This window comes from Pantoea nemavictus (genome assembly GCF_037479095.1).
Lineage (GTDB): Bacteria > Pseudomonadota > Gammaproteobacteria > Enterobacterales > Enterobacteriaceae > Pantoea > Pantoea nemavictus.
Map to the genome: position 1 here is coordinate 529,323 of NZ_JBBGZW010000001.1, position 20,297 is coordinate 549,619.

14 protein-coding genes are annotated in these 20,297 nt (G+C 53.3%); 3 read left to right on the top strand and 11 right to left on the bottom strand.

Features of this window, described 5'->3' with window-relative positions:
* Window positions 1-151: 151 nt before the first annotated feature.
* The 8 genes from WH298_RS02520 to wbaP form a co-directional block, all read right to left on the bottom strand.
* Window positions 152-2,362, bottom strand: coding sequence for a phage tailspike protein (locus WH298_RS02520; protein WP_007888927.1), 2,211 nt, complete (start codon window positions 2,360-2,362; stop codon window positions 152-154).
* A 57-nt stretch (window positions 2,363-2,419) separates the two neighbouring features.
* Complete coding sequence (locus WH298_RS02525; RefSeq protein WP_007888928.1) at window positions 2,420-3,454, bottom strand: glycosyltransferase family 4 protein; 1,035 nt, start codon at window positions 3,452-3,454, stop codon at window positions 2,420-2,422.
* A 156-nt stretch (window positions 3,455-3,610) separates the two neighbouring features.
* A complete protein-coding gene (locus tag WH298_RS02530; protein WP_007888929.1) occupies window positions 3,611-4,363 on the bottom strand; it encodes a glycosyltransferase family 2 protein in 753 nt (250 codons plus the stop codon).
* A 75-nt stretch (window positions 4,364-4,438) separates the two neighbouring features.
* Complete coding sequence (locus WH298_RS02535; RefSeq protein ID WP_007888930.1) at window positions 4,439-5,356, bottom strand: glycosyltransferase family 2 protein; 918 nt, start codon at window positions 5,354-5,356, stop codon at window positions 4,439-4,441.
* A 308-nt stretch (window positions 5,357-5,664) separates the two neighbouring features.
* Window positions 5,665-7,842: a tyrosine-protein kinase Wzc gene (wzc, locus tag WH298_RS02540; RefSeq protein WP_007888931.1), complete on the bottom strand. Its 2,178-nt coding sequence runs from the start codon at window positions 7,840-7,842 to the stop codon at window positions 5,665-5,667.
* Window positions 7,843-7,854: 12 nt separating this feature from the next.
* The gene (locus WH298_RS02545) at window positions 7,855-8,289 is read right to left on the bottom strand and encodes an arsenate reductase/protein-tyrosine-phosphatase family protein (protein WP_007888932.1); all 435 of its coding nucleotides are present in this window, start codon (window positions 8,287-8,289) and stop codon (window positions 7,855-7,857) included.
* A 9-nt stretch (window positions 8,290-8,298) separates the two neighbouring features.
* On the bottom strand, window positions 8,299-9,429 hold the full coding sequence (locus tag WH298_RS02550) for a polysaccharide export protein (RefSeq protein ID WP_007888937.1): 1,131 nt from the start codon (window positions 9,427-9,429) through the stop codon (window positions 8,299-8,301).
* A gap of 305 nt (window positions 9,430-9,734) precedes the next feature.
* The gene (gene wbaP / locus WH298_RS02555; RefSeq protein ID WP_007888939.1) at window positions 9,735-11,168 is read right to left on the bottom strand and encodes an undecaprenyl-phosphate galactose phosphotransferase WbaP; all 1,434 of its coding nucleotides are present in this window, start codon (window positions 11,166-11,168) and stop codon (window positions 9,735-9,737) included.
* A gap of 791 nt (window positions 11,169-11,959) precedes the next feature.
* Between wbaP and WH298_RS02560 the strand changes: the two genes are divergently transcribed.
* A complete protein-coding gene (locus tag WH298_RS02560) occupies window positions 11,960-13,516 on the top strand; it encodes a TerC family protein (RefSeq protein ID WP_007888942.1) in 1,557 nt (518 codons plus the stop codon).
* Window positions 13,517-13,550: 34 nt separating this feature from the next.
* Here WH298_RS02560 and asmA read toward each other — a convergent pair whose 3' ends face one another.
* The 3 genes from asmA to udk form a co-directional block, all read right to left on the bottom strand.
* Entirely contained in the window at window positions 13,551-15,350 is a 1,800-nt protein-coding gene (gene asmA / locus WH298_RS02565) for an outer membrane assembly protein AsmA (protein ID WP_180822142.1), read from the bottom strand.
* Window positions 15,351-15,395: 45 nt separating this feature from the next.
* On the bottom strand, window positions 15,396-15,977 hold the full coding sequence (gene dcd / locus WH298_RS02570) for a dCTP deaminase (protein ID WP_007888946.1): 582 nt from the start codon (window positions 15,975-15,977) through the stop codon (window positions 15,396-15,398).
* A gap of 72 nt (window positions 15,978-16,049) precedes the next feature.
* A complete protein-coding gene (gene udk, locus WH298_RS02575) occupies window positions 16,050-16,688 on the bottom strand; it encodes a uridine kinase (RefSeq protein WP_007888949.1) in 639 nt (212 codons plus the stop codon).
* Window positions 16,689-16,918: 230 nt separating this feature from the next.
* On the opposite strand from udk, the gene WH298_RS02580 reads away from it, so the two are divergent.
* Together WH298_RS02580 and WH298_RS02585 are read left to right on the top strand one after the other, a co-directional pair.
* The gene (locus WH298_RS02580; RefSeq protein WP_180822143.1) at window positions 16,919-17,530 is read left to right on the top strand and encodes a phosphatase PAP2 family protein; all 612 of its coding nucleotides are present in this window, start codon (window positions 16,919-16,921) and stop codon (window positions 17,528-17,530) included.
* 150 nt (window positions 17,531-17,680) lie between these two features.
* The gene (locus WH298_RS02585) at window positions 17,681-20,245 is read left to right on the top strand and encodes a diguanylate cyclase (RefSeq protein ID WP_180822144.1); all 2,565 of its coding nucleotides are present in this window, start codon (window positions 17,681-17,683) and stop codon (window positions 20,243-20,245) included.
* Window positions 20,246-20,297: the final 52 nt, after the last annotated feature.

Below are 20,297 nucleotides of genomic sequence, written 5' to 3' on the forward strand. Positions count from 1 at the left end.
AACTCTGTGTTAAATGACTGCAATGGGAGTAAACCCCAAAAAAGTGCTGCTAAATGCATTTCTATTCAATACTGCTCACAAATTATGCATATTCCGTAGCGGCGCAATTTATTGCGCAATAAATTGCGCCGCTACGTTAGGTTCCTACGTGTTACGACTTAATGGCGAAATACGGCATCGCAACTTGCTCGCCATTAATGACGACGGAAATAAACCCTTTAGGCTCACGCGCATCCACCTGTTCCGGCTTCAGCGCGCGCGACGCCAACAGCAAATCACCCTGCTCGTTACCGCCGACGCCGGCTTTGCCGTTGTGCAGGCTGAAGCGCTGCGGCGCCTGTTGCGCACCGCTGCCCGGCGCACCTTTATCCATCACAGCATCAACGCGCGCACAGCGACCGGTCAGGAAGCGATCCTTGGCGGTGCTTTTAATCAACACCGCGGTGGTCGGCGTCCAGCCCGCCAGCTTGACGTACACCTTGGTGTCCGTTTCTGTGCGCGGTTCGAAACGTACATCCACCACCGGCGAACTGCCTTCGGCTGACCAACTGGCTTCCGCTTTACTCTTCTTGCGCTGCAGATGGATCACCGTACGTCCGCCAGTGCCTTTGCCGTCGATAAGATCCATCAGCGGTTGATTGGCGGTACCGTTACTGAACTGCGACTGACCAAACACTTCGATTTCCCAGCTATCACCCACCGCTGGCGAATAGAAGTTGCCCAGCTCAAACCAGGTCTCCTGGTTGGTGTTATTGGTGAGGCGGAAACGTGAAGTGATGTAGTTGTATTTCAGGCTGCCGTCGATAGCGACGCCATAAGATTCAACGCGCGTGGAACCCATCTCCCAAATATTCAGCCAGCGCTCACCTTCCAGCGAGTTATCAATCCAGCTGCCTGCCTGTAAGTTGGTCTGACGCATATTCAGGCGCGAGTTGCGCGCATTCAGCGGGTTCTTACAATCCTCAATGCTTAACGCATCAACAATCCACTGCCCGTTCGAGATATCGCCAGGAAAATCGCTGTGTTCAATCCAGCCGTTGTGAATGATCGATTGGCTACAGCGCGGCAGGTTCAACACCATGCCGCCTTTACAGTGCTGCGCATTAAAGTTGGAGAGCTCAATCGCGGTGCTGTGATCCCACGCACCGGCCTTTTGACCTGACCAGCTGGCTTTAATCACATCACCGGTACAGGCGTTGGCGTACCACTGGTCGATTTTACAATCCAGCGTATCCAGCAGGCTGAGCGAGACGCCGCCTACCTGATTGAAGCGCAAGCACGCGCCACGGAAGAACTGGCCGCCCGGACAGGTATTGCGGAACAACCCCTGTTTATTCGGACGCTTGTCGGTGTTGCCATTGAAGTTCAGGTTGGAGATTTCAGTCCAGCGCGCATTTACCTGGAACAGGAATTCGGAGCGGCCATCGGAAACCAGCGTGGTCGCCGGGAAATAGCCAAAGTTGACCATGGCACCGGAAATACGGAAGAAGCGACGTTGCGTATCACCGAAATCACACTCGGACACGAAGAATGTGCCCGCCGGGAACTGCACGCAGATTTGCTGGCTGGCATCAATCGACCACTGATACATGGCTTTGATCGCCGGTGCAGTATCGGTTTTGCCATCGGCGATGGCACCGAAATCAAACAGCGTCAGACGATTGAAGTCTTCTACCACGCGACGCCAGGCGAAACCGTTGCCGCTGAAGTTCACACCGCCATCATCTTTGGCATCGCCAAAGGTGCCGACAAACTCACCGCCGCCCACTTCCAGCCCTTCATGCCAGCTTTTCAGCTTAATTTTGGCACCGGCAAACAGCGGACGGGTTTTACGCAACTCCTCCACCGACGGAATTTCACCGATCAGCTGATAACCGTTCGGCTGCGCCAGTCGCTGGCTGAAGTTGCTTTGGTTAGGACGCGATACATCGCTGATCGAGAACAGCGTGTTGCCCTGATCGTCCTCGACGACCATTGAGTGCGCAGGATTGGCAATCAACGCGGCATTATCATGAATAAACTGCGCGAAGTTACCCTTGTTCAACGCAATCGGCTGACTGATTTGTGACACTTTGCCATTGGCATCGCGCAGGAATACCGGGATTTGATTGCCGGTTTGGCTGGCATCGCTGCCCGCCTTACCAATCCACAGTTTGCCTTCGAAGTTCTGCCAGAACTGCGGCGGCATGGTATAGACGTTTTCTGGCGTCAGAATCGGCACATCGCCCTGCGGAACGCTGGAAGGATCGACGGCTTTCAACGTTGGCTGACCACTTTTTGCGGCGTAGCTGGAAAACGCGCTGACTGAGAGCGCGGCAACAATGGAGGAGGCTGCGGTCTGCAAGACTTCTCTTCTTTTCATGCTTCAATTCCCGTGGTTATGCGGCCAAAAAGGATTCCCGAGGCACGATAATTGGCACTAAACAAGCGCGAGCCAGCTCTGTTTGATCTGGTTACCGTCAAATTTGAGCGCGGTTTCTTTGGTTTTTTCACTCATGGCGTAGAACAGGCCATCATCACTGGCGAGCTGCTCCATGCGCTTGATAAACATGGCTTTATCATTCATCGGTACCAGGAAGCCATCTTCACCGTGGTTGATAATCTCCTGCGGCCCGGTTGGGCAGTCGTAAGCCACCACCGGCAGCGACCAGGATTTGGCTTCCAGCAGCACCAGCGGCAAACCTTCATAGCGCGAGGTCATCAGCGCCATGTCACTTTCGCGGTAGTAATCGTTGATGTTGCTGACTTTGCCGACGAAGTTGACGCTGTTAGTGATACCCAATGCAGCCGCCTGATCGTGCAACTGCTGGCGCAGTTCGCCGTCACCGGCAATCACCAGTTTCCACTCCGGGTGTTTCTTACTGAAATCAGCCCAGATATCCAGCAGCAGATCGAAACCTTTTTGGTTATCGAGACGCCCAACCGCTAACGCCTGGCGGCTACGCGTCTGGCGTTGAAACGCTTTGTACACCACGGGATTGGGGATTTGCTGACTGGCGATGTTCCAGCGATTAAACACCTGATGATCTTTGTCGGTTAAAACAATCACCTGGTCGTAGTAGCGCAGCATCAGCCACTTCAGCAGCTTGATCGGTTTACTAAACGAATTAATTGCAATGTGTTCGCAGGCATAGGCTTTGAAACGCTTTTTCTTTAGTGCCATCAGGTTCCAGAACGCAAACATCACGCTCAGGCGGCCCATGCTGATCAGGAATACGCTGTCGAAGCCTTCCTGATGAATGCTAGCGACGGCGCTTTTAATCGGGTTGCTGTGGCCTTCAAAGCTGACAATTTTCTTTACCCGATCGAACGGATAAAAGGTTTTGCCGTTGCCTTCCAGCGAATAAATGGTGACTTCATGCTGCTCGCCAAGGCACTCAGACATAAAGTTGCAGATGTTTTCCGTGCCCGCATACGAGTAGGCATCTTTAATCACCAAAACGATCTTTTTCATAAAATCCTTTCCACCTCAAAAATACCGAATAAAGAGACCCAAATCATTCGTGGCGCAGCAAGGCGGCAAGTGCGTTCATCCCCGGGAGCTTACTTCAGTAAGTGACCGGGGTGGACGTGCGCGGCCAACGCGGCTGCGGCGCGAAGGATGCCGGGTCTAACGATGCTTCAGAGCGAAGAGGACGCCATTAACCATGTACCACGTGTAATAGTAATATACTTTTAACGGATTGTTTTTATAGATAATTCTTAATAGTTCGAGGTGCCACTTCGCCGCTTTATTTTTGTTGCGCGACAGTGAATCGCCCAACTCGTAATAGTTGACCAGGGTTTTCTGGATCACGCGGGCTTGTTTGTAGCGGAGGAACAGCTCATAGAGGAACAGGAAATCTTCGTGGCCTTTGCGCTGGAAGAAGATGCCCTGCGGAGGACGGCGGAAACACACTGAAGAGAAGCACACGCGATACTGCTTCTTCACGAAGTTTTCCTGCTGCAGGTAGGGTTTGTTGTAGTTAATGTCGTGATCGGCAGTTTTGGTTTTGTAGTGATAATGCGTGATAACAAAATCGTCACCCGCGGCAATCGCAGCGGCCTGTTCGGCCAGCTTTTCCCCATGCCACTCATCATCGCTATCGAGGAAAGCGATAATCTCTTCTTGCGCCGCGCGCAGACCGACATTGCGGGTTTCCGCCGCACCGAGATTCTTCTCATTATCGAGGATGGTAATGCGCGCATCCTGACACTGCTCACGCACCACGGCGAGAGAGTCATCGGTGGATTTATCGTTAATCAGGTAAAGATGCCAGTCGCTGTAGGTCTGATTGCGGATCGAATCCACCGCACGCAGTACCGTATTTCGCGCGTTATACATCGGCATCACAATACCGATGGTGCCAACATGATTTGTCATTTGTCTACCCGGAGTTTCAGGAACCAAAAAATTGCCCCCGTGATGGGAGCAAGTGAAAGTCTAAAAAAATGTGAATCAGGAAACGGCTCTTCTACCGGAAAAGCGCGACTTCACCTTATCGAGCAAGCGATTCATGAAGTAGGCGCGGTTATCACGATTGGTGAGGAAGAAGTAGCGCGCAAAGCTGAGACTGGCTTGCAGCGATTTACCATCCATCTTGTAGCGCAGCGGCAGCTTGAACGCTTTGTAGGTATGGATATCGCGCGTCGTCAGATGCGGCTTCATGGTATCCAGCCAGAAGAAGGAGTATTTCACCGACTCGCCTTTGTGCTTGGAACCAAATTTGGTCACCAGATGGTAAGTCGCCAGCGGCTGGTCGATCATCACGAAGGCGTAACCCATGCGATCGGCACGGATGCAGAAATCGTAATCCTGATGGCGGATATAACGCGCATCAAACTGAATCTGCGCGGCATCTTCACGCTTCAGCACAATGGTGCTGGTCTGAATAAAGCCGTAACAGCCAAACAGATATTCCGCCACGGTTTCGTTTTTACCGGGCGGCTGCATCGGCATCACCTTCAGGAAGCTGCCATCCTGATGGATGTTCACCTGGCTAAAGATGACGTAGCGTGATTTGCCCTGCGCCTCCAGTTTGGCGATGGTTTCACTGACCGTCAGCAGCTTGTCCGGGTGCCACTCATCATCAGCATCAAGAAAGCTGATAAAGTCGCCCGTGGCCAATTCGATACCTTTATTACGGGCGCCGGCGCCGTTGAGTTTGACCTCAGACAGCTCCAGTTTGATGTCCAGATCCTGATAACGCTCACCGCGTACCACCTGCGCCAGTTCGGCCGCATCGGCCGATTTGTCATCCACAATAATCACTTCAAAATTGCGGTAAGTTTGCGCTCTGACGCAATCTAGCGTCGTTACAATCGATTTCGACGCGTTATACGCGGGAATTACAATTGAGAAGCGGATGTCCTGCATTGCCAGCACCTCTTAAACAGCTGTTCCAGATTCAACGGTAACGCGTTCAGCCCTGAGAAAGGAATCGGCTTTGCTCTGAAAAATCATGCCGTTAGTTTCTTTTCTCATTAAGACTGTACGTACCATCACGGGAATACCTAAGACTGTGCTGTGTGTATGTGTAAGGATGCAAAACGCACCCCTTAAATTGCTCACCGGTCGCCATTGATGGCGCCCCTACAAGGCGTAGGGTGCGCATTGTTGCGCACCTGGCTTAACCCCTATTCACCATAAAAAAGGGGCGGTAAACCGCCCCACATGGTTACTGCTTAGCTCTTGGTCTCTTTGCCGTATTCATAGTTGTAATAGTCGTAGCCATAACCGTAGGCATTCGACGCTTTACGTACTACGGCGTTGAGGATCACGCCTTTAATTTCGATGCCGTTCTGCGCGAAGCGCTTGTAGCTGACATCCAGTTCTTTGCTGGTGTTGGTTTCGAAACGCGCCACCATCAGCGATGTACCTGCCAGCTTACCGATGATTGAAGCATCGGTGACGGCCAGAATCGGTGGCGTATCGATCAGTACCAAATCGTAGTTCTTGCTGGCCCAATCAAGCAGCTCGCTCATACGACGGTGCATCAGCAGCTCAGACGGGTTTGGTGGCACCTGGCCACGCGGCAGGAAGTCGAAGCCGTAAACGCCCTTCTGAATCATCGCCGGTGAGAACTCGCTCTTACCTGACAGCACGTTAGACAGGCCAGATTTGTTATCCGCACCCAGCAATTCATGGGTATAGCCGCGACGCATATCACCATCGATGAACAGCACACGCTGACCCGCTTTTGATACCAGCGTTGCCAGGTTGGCACAGATAAAGGTTTTACCAATGCCTGGGCTAGCGCCGGTGATCATCAGGATATTGTTTTTCGCTTCCATCATCGCGAAGTGCAGGCTGGTACGCAGGCTACGAATCGCTTCGATGGACAGGTCAGTTGGATTACCCAACGCCAGCAGCGTGTTGTGCGGGTCACTCTTCTCTTTGTGACCGCGACGCGCCAGCGCTTCGGTATCTTTCTTACGCTGCCATTCGGAGAGCGGTACGCTGGCATAGACGTTCATGCCCAGCTCTTCCAGCTGCTCTGGGTTGTCGATACCGTGATGGAACAGCGCTTTCAGCAGCACCAGACCGACCGACAGCATCAGGCCCAGAATCAGACCGGCAGCAATGATCAGCGCCTTCTTCGGTGCAACAGGACTTGCGGCTGTTTCAGCACCATCAATGATACGTACATCACCCACGGTACTGGCTTTACTGATACCCAGCTCTTGCTGACGATTCAGCAACTGCATGTAGATTTCCTGACCTGACTGCACATCACGCGTCAGACGCAGAATCTCTTGTTGCGTTTGCGGCATGCCGGCAATTTTCTTGTTCAGCTGTGCCTGCTCGCCTTCCAACGTTTTGCGTTTTTCCAGCAGGGCGCGGTAGGTCGGGTGATCCTTCGTGAACAGCTGCGATACTTCCGCTTCACGGAACGTCAGCTCGTTCAGCTGAGTCTGCACGCTGACAGAGGAATCCAGCGCAGATTTCGCTTCCAGCGACATATCTACCGACTCGTTCTGACGACGGAAGGTATTCAGCTTATCTTCAGCATCATCCAGCTTAGCGCGTACGTTCGGCAGCTGTCCGCGCAGGAACTCAAGGCTCTTCTCTGCTTGTTCGGATTTGCGCTCTACGTTCTGCAGCAGGTAATTATTGACAATCTGGTTCAGGATGCGGCTGGCCTGCTCTGGATCTTCGTGTTGGAACTCTAGACCCAACACACCGGTGGCTTTGCCTTTATCGGCTACCGTCAACGCGCCCAGAACGTTTTTAATCGCCTGCAAATCAGTGAGTTTGGTGACATTGAAGCTGGTGCCTTCATCCGCCTGAATATCACTCACCAGCATAGTCACATCGCCATGCTGCTCCAGCTGACCAACACGACCTTTAAACAGCTCATCACCATCGTTGGTGACGGTATAGGTATCCGGGCCGGTGACTTCCAGCTGCACGGTACGCTTTTCGATTGTGCGTGGAATTTCCAGGCGCGAAATAGCGATATTGGCCGGCTTGTTGCCCATCAGGCGTGACAAACCTTTACCAATCACCGGGAAGTAGTTCTGCTGTACCACAGTATCCAGACCGAGGTCGTTTACCGTTTTACCCAGCACCATACGCGACTCAACAATCTGAATCTCGGTATCGGAAGCCGGCGTAGCGGGCAGCACGTCCTGCAGTTCGTTCAGAACCGATGCGGTGTTCTTCTGCTCAACCTGCACCATGGCATCGGCGCTGTAGATTGGCGTGGCAAACAGTGTGTAGAGGGTCGCCACCAGCATGAAGAATGCGGTAACGGCAACAATGATCCAGCGATGATCAATCAGCTGTCCCACAAGATGCGCCAGATCCCATCCATTCGAATCTTCCTTTGGCGCGGTCATAACCTTGTTTTTGATATTCATGGATAATCCCAACTATCGGCTTAATACGTTGACCCATTTCTGGGTAGCGTTTTCCAGTAACCCGTAGACCTCTTCAAAGGCCTCGCGACTTTTTTTGTACGGATCCGTAATTTCCTGTTGGTTGAGCCAGTGCCCAAGCAGCATGGTTTTTCCGCGTGCGGCTGGATCGATGCGATTCACCTGCTCAACGTGCCGCTTTTCCATTACCAGAATCAGGTCGTAGTCACGGCACATACTGGCCGTTAACTGCTGCGCCTGATGGCCTTCGAGCGACACGCCGTGTTCGGCGGCGACATCAATGGCCTTCTGGTCCGCCGGATAGCCTTGCAGAGCACCCAGCCCTGCAGAAGCGATCCGGAGATTAGGTAGCGCGCGCTTGAACAGACGCTCCCCGGTGGGGGAGCGGCAAATGTTGCCGACGCAGACGACTAACACGGACTTAATCATGGCGGACCCTTAGTCCGACCAGTTACGGAAACGAAGTGCCGCGGAGCTGGCATCATCAACACCCACGATGGTCGGCAGCAGGCCTGAAATCACACGGTTCCAACGGGTAATTGGCGTGGCGGTGACGTAGACGATGTCGTACGGCTCAAGCTGGAATTCGGTGCCCATCACCATCGAAGCCGCATCTTTGGTATTCAACTGATAGATGTTGGCAATCTTGGTGCGGTTGGTGCCACGAATTGGACGAATAACGAACACACCGGTGGCATCAGAAGTGGTCTGATCCATACCTTGCGAGTTGCCCAGCGCTTCAGCCAGAGTCATGCCGCTGCGGTCCATCTTCAGCGTTGACTGCTGCTTCACTTCGCCCATCACAAAGACTTTCAGATCATCGTTACGCGGAACGTACAGAATGTCGCCCGGATAGAGCAGATGGTTTTGGCTCAGGTCGCCATTTTGCATCAGCGCCTGCAGCGAAATACGTTGTTCTTTACCGTTGTGCGTCAGCACCACGTTGCGCCAGTCAGCGTCAGCGGCCAAGCCGCCGGCGGCGTTAACCGCATCAAGCACGGTGAGCGGCACGTTGGTGATTGGCTGCTGTCCCGAGGTGGTCACAGAACCGGTGATGTAGGCTTTCTGCGAACGGAACGAGGCCACGTTAACGTCAACCTGTGGGCTTTCAATGAACTGTGCCAGACGACGCGCCACTTCGGTGCGGATCTCGGTCACGGTACGGCCCGCGACGCGGACTTTACCAATGTATGGGTAGAAGATCGTGCCATCTGCCTGCACCCAGTTACCGGTGTCGCTGGCGCTACGGTACTGGCCCGCTGGCGTCGTTAACTCTGGGTGATCCCAGACGGTAACGTTAAGCACGTCACCCACGCCGATGCGGTATTCGTAGCTCTGGATCTCATTTTGCAGCAAGGGGTTAGCCTGCGCGACTAACGGCTTCGGACGCATCTGTTCAACCAGACGCGGCGTGAGCGGGAAGACGTTTACATATTTGTCGATGTCATAGTTGCTATCCTGTTGCTCAATGACATCTTTTCCACTGGTGGAAAGGTGAGAACCCGGTTCAATGGTACATCCGGAGAGAAAAGTCGCGGATACCAGTAAAGGTATCAATTTAATTTTCATTATCATCTGATTCTTCGCTATCAGTTAATGATTGATAGAGGCGAAATCGCCCGCTGTGTAAGCGTCTTACAAAAAATTAATGTGACGGGTTAAACACTGAAACTGTGGGTCATTATTATTCGCTCCCTTGGTTTTATGTTGTCACCGTGTCTAAAGACGACATCAATTAAAGTGGGTATTTCATCAACCGGCAAATAACCCGTTTTAATCGGGTGCATTTACGGCTGTTGTTTATATCACGACACACCCAGCACCGGCAGTTTTCAACCGGGGACGTTGCTGCCCTTCCCCGGCCTCGCTGTCTATCAATAGGCGCCATCGCGTTTAAGCACTACGCCAACCGTTTTAAACAGAATCGCGATGTCATTCCACAGCGACCAGTTCTTCACATACCACGAGTCGAAATAGACGCGCGTTTCATAGTCAACGTCGTTACGACCGCTAACCTGCCACAATCCCGTCATGCCTGGTTTTGCCATCAGGTAATAATCGACGTCACCCGCATAACGGCACAGTTCATCTTCAATCACCGGGCGGGGACCGACCAGGCTCATATCACCACGAACCACGTTCCACAGCTGCGGCAGCTCATCCAGACTGGTTTTACGGATGAAGTGGCCGACTTTGGTAATGCGCGGATCGTTCTTCAGTTTGAAGTCTTTATCCCACTCGGCGCGTGCCACCGGATCGGTACGCAGTACCTCTTCCAGCACCTCTTTCGAGTTGATCACCATTGAGCGGAATTTCAGGCATTTGAATTTGCGACCATTCATACCCACACGTTCGTGACCGTAAATCGGCGGCCCACCATCACGGCCGACCATAAAGCCCAGAACCAGCAATGCAGGTGACAGCGCCAGAATAATGCCCAACGCGCCGACGATATCGAATGCACGCTTCAGGAAGCGCGAAGTGCGTTTCGCCAGGTTATTGTTAACACGCAGAATCATCACTTCATGACTAAAGATGTAGGCCATGTCGGTGCCGTAGAGCGGTACACCGCGCAGCGTTGGAATCACTGAAACCGAACGGCAGTTATGCTTCGCCAGGTTTTTCAGCCAGTGATCGCGATGCTGGCTCTGTTCGAACTCCACCGCCACGATGAACTGGGTTTCGCTGTTGGTCAGTTGCCACAGCTCCTGCTCATTATGCAGAACGGGTACGCCGGCGATGCTGGCTTGTGGGCAACTTTTATCGACGTCGAAAAAGGCAATGACATCAAAACCCATCACCTCTTCACTCTGCAGCGCCTGCCAGGCTTCCTGTGCGTTGCGGCTGCTACCGATAATGATGGTTTGCTTCTTCCACATGCCGAAATGATTCAGTACACGTTTAGAGATAGCACGCGCTAAAGGAAGCAGAATCAGTGCCAGAATCCAGGTCATGACCCAGACGAAACGCGACATTTGCCACTGTGAAAGCGCTGAAATTGACAAATCAATGACAGAGAAAATAAGAATGGTACGAAATATCTCTTTGAGCTCGAACCAGAATGGTTTGCGATACGTATAATGACGCAGTCGAACCCAGAACCAGCCTACGCAAATAACCGAAAGCGCAATGTGTGTAGCGATTTTTAAATGCAGGTATTTTTCAGATATATCTGCCAGCGGAGAATCTGTGAACGAATTAATCAACGCCATGGCAATAAACAACGCCGCGTTGAAACAAATTAAATCCGAGCACGCCAGTAAAATTTTGGTCAGAAGACTTTTATATGTAATTTCGTTATCGCGCATATTTAACTCTTTTATATTATTTCCCTAATCCCTAACGCCTCAAGCCTGTGTAATAAATGAGCGATATATTCGCTGCATTTGTTGAGGCAATCTGCGGCAAATTCTCTGAGGCCAAACTCATTCTCGCTTTAGTAAGCAAGAGAATTATGATGAATACCAACAGATTAGTCTGACTTCCCTTGCCACAATGACAGACTTTATTACCGTACAGAAAGCACTTTTGGCACGCTACCGCCCTTGGCTGTCGCTGCCAATACCGCTTAAATCATCCTATTTACAGCCTGTTTTTATGCGGTATTTATGCGCTAATTACCGGTCGTGGTTCGCGCACGATCACAATTCACAACATTAGAAGGCTAAGGAGCGCGCTATTAACAGCTTTGGCGCAGACATTTACTAGCACGTTGCTATACTAGTTATTACTGGCTTGTTTACAAGTAGGCCCCGTCTTGCATGTACTATTTTAGGAAAAAGACTACCAGCCATAAGTATTGATGCCAGCGCTTTCAGCCCATTCCTCAGCAAAAATCAGAATAATTCGATACTCAGCCTCTAATTACTTTGCATCAAAATTGCACGCACTTGCCTGCCTGGAACAATTAATAGCGATCGTTACTTAGCTAAGTTGTTTATCCATACTTTCGTCTTATCCTTACCCATCAGCAATCAAGAATATTCGCTATGTTTAAGCTGATACGCGGATTTACTGAGCTGGGACGTATTTGTACCCTTTTCTACGATTCACTATCATCAGATTAAGCTCAATTCACAGACATTAAGGTGATTAACGCATGTTGGAGTGGATCGTTGATCCGTCGCTCTGGGCAGGATTAGTAACGCTAATCGTTCTGGAGCTGGTATTGGGCATTGATAACCTGGTTTTCATTGCCATCCTCGTCGAAAAGTTGCCGCCAACCGATCGTGACCGCGCTCGCGTCATCGGACTCCTGCTCGCGCTGCTGTCGCGTTTAGCGCTGCTGGCATCACTTTCCTGGCTGGTGACGCTAACGCAACCGCTGTTTACGCTATGGCATCACCCTTTCAGCGCCCGCGATCTGCTGCTGCTATCCGGCGGCTTCTTTCTTCTTTATAAAGCCACTACGGAATTAAACAGTCGGCTTGAAGGCGCTGACGAGGAAACTGGTCAAAATAAGAACGGTGCTAAATTCTGGCCGGTGGTGGCGCAAATAGTGGTGCTGGACGCCATCTTCTCGCTGGATGCGGTGATTACTGCGGTTGGCATGGTTAATCAGTTACCCGTGATGATGGCTGCGGTGACCGTAGCGATTCTTCTGATGCTGCTCGCGAGTAAGCCGTTAACGCGCTTCGTCAACGGCCATCCCACCATTGTCATTCTTTGCCTGAGTTTCTTACTGATGATCGGCTTTAGCCTGGTTGCCGAAGGATTGGGCTTTATTATTCCCAAAGGCTATCTCTACGCGGCGATTGGTTTCTCAATTGTCATTGAGATACTCAACCAGCTGGCGATGTTTAACCGCCGCCGCTTTCTCACTGCCGGGCGCCCCTTGCGCCAGCGCACCTCCGAAGCGGTTCTGCGTATTCTACGTGGCGAGGCGCAGCGCGCTGAACTTGATGCGGATACCGCTTCACTGGTGAGCGACAGCGAAGAAGGCGCGCTATTCAATCGCCAGGAACGCCGCATGATTGCGCGCGTGTTAGGGCTGGGTCAGCGGCAGATCAATAGCATTATGACTTCGCGTCATGACGTCGAGCATATCGACCTCGCTGAAGATCCCGCGGAGATTATGGCCAAGCTGGATCGCAATCAGCACACGCGCATTCTCATCACCGAACACGGCCGCGATCCGCTCGGCGTGGTGCACGTGATCGATTTGCTGCATCAATCTTTGCACAGCAAATCACTCGACTTACGCTCGCTGATTCGCCAGCCGCTGATTTTTCCGGAACGCGTCACGTTGCTGCAGGCGCTGGAGCAGTTCCGTAATGCACGGACGCATTTTGCCTTTGTGGTGGATGAGTTCGGTTCGATAGAAGGTGTCGTCACGCTGAGTGACTTGATGGAAACCATCGCCGGTAACCTGCCCAACGAAGGGGAGAAAATTGACGCGCGCTATGACATCCAACCGCTTCCCGACGGCGGCTGGGTGGCCAATGGCCACATGCCGCTGGAGGATTTAGCGGTCTACGTGCAGCTGCCGCTCGACGACAAACGCAATTATCATACGCTGGCGGGTTTACTAATGGATAGCCTGCAACATGTGCCGCAGGAAGGGGAAGAGTTAAAAATTGGCGATTATCTGCTGCGCACCTTGCAGGTAGAAAATCATCGCGTACAGAAAGTAGAGATTGTTCCGCTTACCCCATAAACATCAGGTGCGCATGGCTGCGCACCTGAAATCCTCAAGGCTGCTTCGCGGGCTGCTGGCGATCCAGCCACTGATTCAAGCGCGACTTGGCTTCGCTTTGCAGCTGCTGGCGCACCACGTCGTCCACCGGCAATGAATACTGCAAATTATCCCAGCCGCCGTACATGCGCAGTGGAATGGTTTGCTGATTCAACAGATTGGCTAACTTGTCGTCGCCTTGCCAGCCGCGCAGCATCATATTAATGGTGATGTCGAGCCGCTGTTTAACCATATCCACATTGCCTTTGGTTTGCACCGCCATGCGACTGTTGCCGCCCTGCAAATCCGGTAACGTGATAATGCCCTGCTTAAGGCTAACTCGACCGCTCAGCTGCTGAATTCCCTGCTCATCAGGCTGGTCGTTGGTGACACGATTGCTGACGCGCGCCACGGCACGACGCACCATTTGTTGCAGATTCAGCTGTGACAGTTGCAGGTTGGCCGCTTCGAGATCGGCACTGCCCTGCCAGTAACGTTTCGCCTCTTCGATGCTCAAGCCTGCTCCACTAAGATCGCCTTTCAGTGAGACGGTGCCTTGCAGCGTTTCCGGCAGTTCGAGCGCTTTCAGCAGCGGCGCAATGGCGATGTTATCCAGCTCAGGCTGGAAAGCCACCTGCGTCACCGGTTTGCGAATGTCGACCGCACCCGGCACGGAGAAATGGCCGTCACCGAACTTGCCCTGCAGCTTACTCAAGGTCATCAGGCCTTGCTGATTGCTGGCGTCGATCTGCAGATTGGTCAGCGTCAAACCGCGCCATACGCTGCTGTCTGCGGCGAGGTTGAGCGTCAGATCCATTTGGTTGAGCGGTGAATCGCTGTTATCGCGCATACGCGGCTCGGCAATCACCGGGGTGCGTATCACGTTGGCCTGCTGAGGCGCGTTGCTATCTGTAGCGGGTGCGCTCGCCATCAGATTATCCAGATTTAACGACGTCGCATGCAGCGCCAGATTAAGTTGCTGTGGCAGGGCCAGACGCCCCTCGGCGCTACCATCCAGCGTGCTGTCATTGGCGGTTAGCTGCAGCTTCTGCAACGAGAAGCGCTGATGGTCGCCATTCCATTCACCCTGACCGCGTAGGGTGCCTTTGATCCCCTGCGTCGGCAGGTTGGCACCGTCCAGCGTGTAATTAACCTCATCCAGTTGCCCCACCAAACGATGCGGATACTGCGCCACATTCATTTGGCCTTTGAGATTCACGCTGACATTACGTTGATTGCGCGAAACGCGGGTAGCGAGCTCGATGCTGGCCTGCTTGCTGGCATCCTGATCGAGATTGAGATTGAGGTCGCGGAAGTTGTACTCATCACCGCCCGGCTGCTGCCAGATCAGCAAGCTATCAGCAAGCCGCAGTTTGCCAATATTGAATGACCAGCCGTTATTGGTGCCGCTATCCGGTTCCGCATCGCCAGGACCGACGGGGGCGCCCGCCGGTTTCTGCATCGCGCTCTCAGGCGTCACGCGGATGATGGCGTTTTTCAGCATCACCTGACTGACGCTGAGCTGATGTGATAACAAGGGCAACAGATTAACATCCAGCCGCATGTTGTCGGCAGTCACCATCGGCTGGGTGGCGCCGGGCGCAGTCAAACTCATGCGTCCGGCAAGGATGCTAAGCTGCGGCCAGACGTGCCAGCGCAGATCGCCGCTGACCTGAAGCTGATAACCACTGCGCTGTTCTACCTGCTTTACCATATAGGTACGAAAGTCGTTTGGATTGACCAGCAAAACCAGTGCCGTCATGCCCGCTACGACCACCACTAACAGGATGGCCAGTGTTGTTATCACTCTTCTCATCAAATCCTCATTGCCTTCATACTTCAAGTTGCAGCAGCGTTGGCATTAGTCTTTGTCGATGCGGCTGGCATCCGCGCCCTGCTGACCACGATATTTGGCATCTTCGCGGCGGTTATATGGACGTGCTGCCGGGCCCGACAACGGCTCAAAACTCAAGGCGCCAATTAACATGCCGGGACGCAGCGCCAGCGGCAGTTTGCCCGAGTTGTAGAACTCCAACACGATACGGCCTTGCCAGCCAGGATCGATACGGTGCGCCGTCACGTGCACCATCAGACCAAGACGCGCCAGCGAAGAACGGCCATCCAGCCAGCCCACCAGATCGTCGGGAATGGTCACGGATTCCAGCGTTACCGCCAGCGCCAGCTCGCCCGGATGCAGGAAAAACGCTTCGCCTTCCGGCAACACAATCTCATCGCTCATGACGCGGTCCAGCGCGGCACTGACTTCGTGCTTTGGACCACTCAAATCGATAAATGCTGCAGTATGACCGCTAAAGGTGCGGAACTGGTTGCCAAGACGCACGTCTACCGTGGCGCCATTAATGCGTTCCACTGGCGGGCGTGGCTCAATCGCCAACTTTCCGTTGTCCAGCCAGGCTTCAATATCGCGATCGCATAATCTCATCGCAGGTACTCCATGAATTAAGTGTAGCGAAAGGCGACGACAGCGCGTCACGCTAATTCGGACGCCGTGTCGTTAAAGATACTGATTAATCTTGGCCTTAAGGATATCAATCGCGATACGGTTTTTCCCGCCGCGCGGCACAATGATGTCAGCATATTGCTTGGAAGGTTCGATAAATTGCAGGAACATCGGACGCACAGTCTTTTGATACTGGCTCATCACCGAGTCCATCGAGCGACCGCGCTCGTTAACGTCGCGCTTCATGCGGCGCATCAGGCAAATATCCAGCGGGGTATCGACGAAGATGGAGAAGTTCATCTCCTGACGCAAACGCGCATCGGTTAACAGCAGAATGCCTTCAAGAATGATGACTTTCTTCGGCTTGAGATGAATGCAATCGCTGGTGCGCGTGTGCTCAACATAGCTATACACCGGCAGTTCAATATCCTGTCCCGCTTTGATCGCGCGCAGATGCTGCAACAACAAATCATGATCCATCGCACTCGGATGGTCATAGTTGGTTTTCACCCTCTCTTCCATGGTGAGGTGGCTCTGATCTTTATAGTAGGCATCTTCGGGGATCACACCGATATGCTCGTCACCGACCTGGTCACGGATTTCACGATAGAGCGTGCTGGCGATAAGACTTTTTCCGGATGCAGATGCACCTGCGATGCCAACGATCACGCACTGATGAGACTTGTCAGTCATACTTTTTTAAGACCTGATAACTGGAGCCTGCCTAAGCCGAAGCTGCAACGGGCCGAATGAGAGGGTTAGTTGGCGGCAATTATAGGTATTTCACCGGTTTGATGCCAGAGAAATGGGCCAACGGCTTTTCAGAATATCCCCTTTTGCAGCCAGACGCTTAATCGATACACTGTTCATCTGCCAACACTGTAGCTGGCGTTGGCACTCCGAATGTAGCCGCAAGGAAAAGTATGAGCTGGAAAACCCTGACCTATTTTGGCGACAGCATGTTGCTGATCCCCACCGCGGTGATTATCGCGCTGGTATTGCCATGGAAAAGCGACAACCGCCAAACCGTTTGGTATTGGGTGCTGGCGTTTGGTCTCGCTGGCCTGGTGGTGAGCATTTCGAAAATTCTGTTTCTCGGTTTTGGCATTGGTAGCGCCAGATTTAATTTTACCGGCTTCAGCGGACACAGTGCGATGTCGGCCACGCTGTGGCCCGTGATGATGTGGTTGATTTCTGGCCGCTGGTCACCGCGCTGGCGCCTGTTTACCATCGGCATCGGTTATTTAATTCCGTTAATGGTGGGCTTCTCGCGACTGGTGATTCACGCGCACTCCAAAAGCGAAGTGTTGGCTGGACTGATGCTCGGCTTCACGCTGAGCACGGCATTTCTGCTTACCCAGCGCCGTACCGCGCTTAAAGGCTTTAGCCTGCCGCAGATCGGCGTAGCGCTGTTGGTGCCGCTGTTGCTATTAGGTCATGGCCGGGTAGCGACCACACAACAGTTCCTTGAGCGCTTCTCCGCAAATCTTGCCGGTTTAGAAAAACCTTTCACTCGCGCCGATCTTTTCCGCTAACACGAATCAGCCCTTTGCCTGCAAAGGGCCAATCAATTCAGTGAATAAACACCAAAATAGATTTCTCCGCAGACATCCTAAACAGATGTGCTAGCATGCAAAATAGAGATTGATTAGCGCATTTTCCCTGCGGCGCAGCTGGATTCTTGCATGACCCTCGAAATATTAACCTCACAGCACGCTCCCCAGCGAATTTGGCTTAATGCCCTGATCATGGGTGGACTGGCCTTTCTCCTGACGCTGTTTTGTCTGGAACTGATTGTCGTCAGTGGACGCATCTCCCCGCTTTGGTACTCTACCGCGCTGATGACGGTGCTGGTATTTCGTGCGCCCTCAAAACGCGTACCGCTGTTACTGCTCGCCTGTGTGATGGGTACCGCGCTGGCTAACCTCATCATCATTGGCCCGGCGCTGAGCAATATCAAATTCGCTATCCTCAATATGGTGCAAGCCATTCTGGGCGGCCTGATGTTGCGCGCGTTGCTTGATCGCCGCGCCCCGCTTAACTCGCTGCTCGATTGGGTGCGTTTTGCCTTGTGCGCGGGCCTGATCGCTCCGCTGTTAGGCGGTGTGGTTGCGCTGTGGATGCTGCATGTCGGCAATAACGCGTCACTGCCCTTTTTCTCCACCTGGGTGATTTCCGAAGTGATTGGCGTGCTGGCGTTTGGCCCGGTGCTGCTGCTGTGGCCAAATAAGCCGCTGCGTCAGCTGATTACGCCGGGCCGCCAGCTGGAAACCTGTCTGACATTGCTGGGCACGCTGCTCGCCAGTTATTTATCGCTGCGTTTTCTGCCGTGGCCTTTCACCTTTATTGTGGTGATCCTGTTTTGGTGCGCGGTGCGCCTGCCCAAGTTCGAAGCGTTTCTGCTTATTTTCCTCAATGCGAGTTTCATTTCGATTCTGCTTGCCTTTAATTGGGTCAACCTGGCGCAAAATGGCCTGTTGCTCGGCCAGGCCAATACCTGGCTGCCGTTCCTGCTGGTGCTGCTGCCGAGCCACATCATGGCGCTGGTGATGGATGCCTTCCAGCGCGAAAAACATCACATCAGCGAGAGTGAAACCCGCTTTCGTAACGCCATGGAGTATTCAGCCATCGGCATGGCGTTGGTCTCCCCAAACGGAGGCTGGCAGCAGGTAAACCAGTCGCTGTGCCAGACGCTTGGCTTCCCGGCAGATGAGCTGAAAAAGCTCACCTTCCAGCAAATCACCCATCCAGACGATCTCAACAGCGATTTGCAGCAGCTGGAACGCCTGATAGCCGGCGACATCATGACTTACACCCTGGAAAAGCGCTATTTCCGTAAAGATGGCGAGATCGTCTGGGCGCGTCTGACGGTTTCGATGGTGCGCGACGCCGCGCTGCAGCCGCACTATTTCATCGCGCAGATTATCGATATCTCAGAGCTGAAGCAGAGCGAGCAGGTGAATCGCCGCCTGATGGAGCGCATCACGCTGGCGAACGAAGCCGGCGGTATTGGCGTGTGGGAGTGGAATCTGCTGACCGGCGAAATGCTGTGGGATAAGCGCATGTATGAGCTCTTTGGTTTAAGTCCGCAGCAAACCCCAACCTACGATCTTTGGGTGCATCTGCTCGATCCGGCCGAGCGGGAAAGCGCCGCGCTGGCGGTGCAGCAGGCCATTGAGCGCCGTAGCGCTTTCCAACTGGAGTATCGCATCAATTTGCCGGAGGGGCCGCGCTATGTACGCTCCGAGGCCAACCGCATTCTCAGCCAGGATGGGCATATTGAGCGCATGCTTGGCATCTGCCAGGACATCACGCCGCTACGCGCACTGAACGAAGCCTTGTTCCAGGAGAAGGAGCGCATGGCGATCACCCTTGATTCCATCGGCGAAGCGGTAATCAGCACTGACGATGAAATGCGCGTCACCTTTATGAATCCAGTGGCAGAAACCTTGAGCGGCTGGTCACAGGAAAAGGCCGCGGGCGTGCCGATCACCGAATTACTGAATATCACGCGTGGTGCTGCAGGTCCGCGCGTCGATAACCTACTGTTATGCCAGCTGCCGGGGGAGAAAGTCTCGCCCGACCTCGATGAGGAGCTGGTGCTGCATACGCCAGATGGCGCGCATGTGGAGATCCATTACAGCATCACGCCGCTAAAAACCTTAACCGGCGCCAGCATTGGCGCGGTGATGGTTATTCAGGATGTGAGTGAATCGCGTAAGGTCATGAAGCGTCTGAGCTACAGCGCCTCACACGATATGCTGACGCGCCTGCCCAACCGCCACAGTTTTGAGCAGCGTCTGAAGCAGTTGGTGCATGATGCGGCGACCCATAAAACGCAGCATGTGTTGGTGTTTATCGATCTTGATAAATTCAAAGCCGTTAACGACACCGCAGGGCACGCCGCTGGCGATGCGCTGCTGCGCGAACTGGCTGAACTGATGCCACATCATCTGCGCAGCAGCGATCTGTTAGCGCGGCTCGGCGGCGATGAATTCGGCTTGTTGCTGCCAAATTGCGAAGTCGATCAGGTGCGGGATGTGGTGCAGCGCATTGTTGCTGCGGTAAGCGACTATCGCTTTATATGGCAGGATCAGCCTTATCACGTCGGCGCAAGTGCCGGCATCACGCAAATCGATGAACACAACTGCATCAGTAATGTGGTGATGTCACAGGCTGACGTCGCCTGTTACAGCGCAAAACATGCAGGTCGTGGTCAGTATCACGTTTATCAGGAAGTACAGATGTAATCTGCCACGTCTACCCATTGCCAGCCCGCGCTGGCTGCGCTAAAGTCGCCCC